This is a genomic window from Pseudonocardia sp. EV170527-09 (assembly GCF_008369905.1).
GTDB lineage: Bacteria > Actinomycetota > Actinomycetes > Mycobacteriales > Pseudonocardiaceae > Pseudonocardia.
In genome coordinates this window covers 1-254 of sequence record NZ_VRMC01000566.1, presented here as the reverse complement: position 1 = coordinate 254, position 254 = coordinate 1, and the positions used below count along the sequence as shown (strand labels likewise).

Genomic DNA, 254 nt, shown 5'->3' with positions numbered 1-254 from the left:
CATCGAGGTTACGCACCGAAGCGGACGTTCCTGCCCGGCGCGCAGCGCTTATGCCGTCAGGATGTTCGCCTTGACGCCAGGATGCTCGGCACACCACTCGCGCAGGTGCCCGAAGATCTTCAATCGGTCCGCAGAGTCGGAACGTTCGCCCTCCGACCACAGGACTCGCACCTCGCAGATGTCGACCGACCGGGGCTCGCTCGGGCAGCCGTTCTTGAGGAGGTAGCCCCGCAGGTCTTCGAGCAGGGTTGGAT

Annotated in this window: 1 protein-coding gene; it reads right to left on the bottom strand. The window is 65.0% G+C overall.

The features are described 5' to 3' along the window. Nucleotides 1-48 precede the first annotated feature (48 nt). Nucleotides 49-254, bottom strand: a 206-nt coding sequence (locus FVA95_RS32450) for a hypothetical protein (RefSeq protein WP_205016094.1), incomplete at its 5' end; no start/stop codon positions are given.